2 protein-coding genes are annotated in these 3,263 nt (G+C 61.1%); both read left to right on the top strand.

The window, feature by feature from the left end; genetic code table 11:
- The coding region (locus J2W23_RS31310; protein WP_307651494.1) for a YadA-like family protein at positions 1–408 on the top strand (408 nt) is incomplete at its 5' end.
- Positions 409–1,116: 708 nt separating this feature from the next.
- A partial coding sequence (locus tag J2W23_RS31430; RefSeq protein WP_373424013.1) for an ESPR-type extended signal peptide-containing protein occupies positions 1,117–3,263 on the top strand: 2,147 nt, incomplete at its 3' end.

Here is a 3,263-nt window from a genome sequence, read left to right as displayed (position 1 = left end):
AGCGCGCAGTACGAGACCAACCCGGACGGGTCGATCAACTACAGCCAGATCACGCTGGGTGGCGGCCAGGCGCCGGGCGGCACGCGCATCAGCAACGTGGCACCGGGCATCCTGCCGAACGACGCGGTCAACGTCGAGCAGCTGAACCAGGTGCGAGGCCAGGTCGGCAGCGTTGCCAGGATCGCTTACAGCGGCATTGCCATGGCGGCAGCAATGGCGGGGATGCCAGCGCTTGAGTCGGATAAACAGTTCACTATCGGCCTGGGCGTTGCCAGCTACTCCGGTTACTTTGCTATGGCAATTGGCGCCAGTAAACGCGTCAACGATCATGTGATTGTCAAATTCGGCCTCAGCACCTCTTCAGGCAGCAAGGTATTGGTGAATGGCGGGGTGGGCTACTCCTGGTGACAGGCACCAAAGCCTGATGGATGGCTCGCTGCCCAGCGCGAACGCTCTGGGCTGTTAAGTTCCGCCGATCTCGACTTCAACCACCGAGTCGGCCCACACTTGCTCTTTCCTTGCTGCGCAGCAAGTCAGTCGACTGTTTCAGGTCCGCTTCGTTGGCGGGTGTCGCCTTCACAGGCGTGCACCAGCCTCCGACTCGGCAGCCACCGCGATGCGCGCCTTCCTGACGAAGTGCCATTGGCTGCCCCAATGCGCGGGCTGAGAGCTTCATGAAGACGCTCAAGGCCGGTGACATCTAAATTGAAAACGACGAAACCGTCGGATGTCACAAGCCTGCCACCATGGTTCGAAAAAAGGTCTGTAACACCAAGCGCCTGCCCTTCGCGCTGGGCCATCTTCTACCCGGCAAATTCGAATCGCAACTCACTCGGCAGGTGGCTTTGTTCCGAACTCGGTGGCCCAACTACAGGGGAGTACTTCAACAAGCCCCTTTCAGAAATTGTTCACGTTGGCATAACGGCGATGGATGTGAAAGTCGTTTTCTAGACATTCAAAGAACCTCTCCAACTGTTTGCGAATTTAGATTCGCCCCCTTCGATCGCTGCCACGGGTTCCGTGGTTCTCATCAGCGAGTCGAGTGGTTGAAGCAGATCTTGGCCTCGCACCCGGTGCGAGAAATCCCCCAAAACAGAGCCATGCGCGCATCGAACGATGGCGCGGCCAACTGTTTACGGATGGTGTTCAGCACTGCACGGCACAGCGGCTGACTCCGTATGCGCTCTCGGCACTCCTCTTGTCCATTTGCGATCGATGCGAGCGCGGCGCATGCCGCTTTTTTCGGATCGACTTTTTTCAATGAACAAGACTTTTCAAACTATCTGGAATGAAGCACTCGGTGCTTGGGTTGCTACCTCCGAGATCAGCCGCAGCCGTGGCAAGGGTTCCAGCAGAGGCGCTCTTCGCGGGAGTGCTTTGACATCAGGCTCGAGCGCCTTTGTTGGCGCAGCATTGACGGCGATTGCATTGGGCGTGCTGGGCTTCAGCAACCCATCGCATGCGCAGGTCTATATGAACAATGGGCAGGATGGTTTGTGCCTTCGGCACGCGGACACAGTCATCGGCGGTCTTGAGTCGGGCCCGGCCTCTTCATTTCCCGGATGTAATACCAATCTCACGGGGCAAACGGCGGCAAGCGTTTTCTTCGGCCCGACTTCAGCGACTGGGACTCTTGGCGGCAGCAATTCTCTGTCTCTCGGAGGTCAGCTTTTTGTCAACGGTACGACGGGTTTGGGCGCCACCGGCGCGTCCATCACGACTGTGGGTAATGTCCTGGTCAATTCGGGGGGCTTGGGTCTGGGCGGCGGCTCCGCTTCTGGGGCCATGCGCATTGGCAGCGCATCCACTCTGGCTGGAGCCTCAGGCATCCGAGCGTTGGCGATGGGAGGGGGCACAACGGCAACGAAGGCCCTCGGCCAGGACTCGATCGCTATCGGTACTGAGGCGATAGCGGGGGGCCATACTGCCATAGCGCTCGGTTTGAACGCCCAGGCAGTTTTCACGAACGACGTGGCTGTCGGCCGTGATGCGATGGCTGTCGGTGACGCGACCGGGCGGGGGCCCTCGACAGCTTTTGGAAATCAAGCAACGGCCAGGGCTGGCGGTACGGCGTTCGGGGCCAATTCGAATGCCAACGGCGCGAACTCCGCCGCATTTGGTAGCAGCGCGCTCACTGGCGTCAATGCAGTGAATGGTTTGGCAATGGGGACTCGGTCGGAAGCACTGGGAAGCCGCAGTGTTGCCATCGGTTCGGGGGCCATTGCTGCCGGTGATTTCACTTCCGCCCTTGGTTGGAAGGCAACTGCGACTGGCGAGGGCGCTACCGCGATCGGTGGGAACTCCCGCGGCGCCGCATGGGCCGATGGTAAGGACGGGATCGCGATTGGCGGGCGGGCCGTAGTCAGGCGTGAGGCCACCTCGGGTGTGGCGATTGGCGAGGATTCCACCGCCAGCGTCGCAGGGTCGGTTGCTCTTGGGGCGAGCGCGGCCACCAATGGCGATGCAACGGCGGCCACCGGTGGCATTGGGGAAGTTAATAGTGCGCTTATTGGCGGCACGACGTTCGGTGGCTTTGCCGGAAGCAAGTCGACGGCCGGGGTGGTGAGTGTCGGCGCCCCGGGTGCGGAGCGCCGCATTCAGAACGTTGCGGCCGGCCTGGTCGGCGCCAGCAGCACCGACGCCGTCAATGGCAGCCAGTTGTTCTCCACCATAAGCACGGTGACCAGCAGCATCGGGAGCCTGTCGACTTCGACATCGTCGGGTCTCAGCACTGCAACCAGCAGCATCGGGAGCCTGTCGACGTCGACGTCGTCTGGCCTGAGCACGGCCACCAGCAGCATTCGCAGCTTGTCGACGTCGACGTCGTCCGGCCTAAGTACAGCGACCAGCAGCATCAGCAGCTTGTCGACTTCCACGTCGTCGGGTCTGAGCACGGCGACCAGCAGCATCAGCAGCCTGTCAACCTCGACATCGTCTGGCTTGAGCACGGCGACGAGCAGCATCGGTAGCCTGTCGACATCTACTTCGAGCGGCCTGAGCACGGCCACCAGCAGCATTGACAGCCTGTCGACTTCGACGTCTTCTGGCCTGAGCACTGCCACCAGCAGCATTAGCAGCTTGTCGACTTCCACGTCGTCGGGGTTGAGCACCGCAACGAGCAGCATCAGCAGCCTCTCGACCTCGACCTCGTCTGGCTTGAGCACTGCGACCAGCAGCATCGATAGCCTCTCGACCTCGACGTCTTCTGGTCTGAGCACGGCAACCAGCAGCATCGGTAGCTTGTCGACTTCCACGTCGTCGGG

This window comes from Variovorax boronicumulans (assembly GCF_030812215.1).
GTDB classification, from domain to species: Bacteria; Pseudomonadota; Gammaproteobacteria; order Burkholderiales; family Burkholderiaceae_C; genus Variovorax; species Variovorax boronicumulans_C.
The sequence above is the reverse complement of the archived record's forward strand: the minus strand, read 5'-3'. Positions and strand labels throughout refer to the sequence as shown.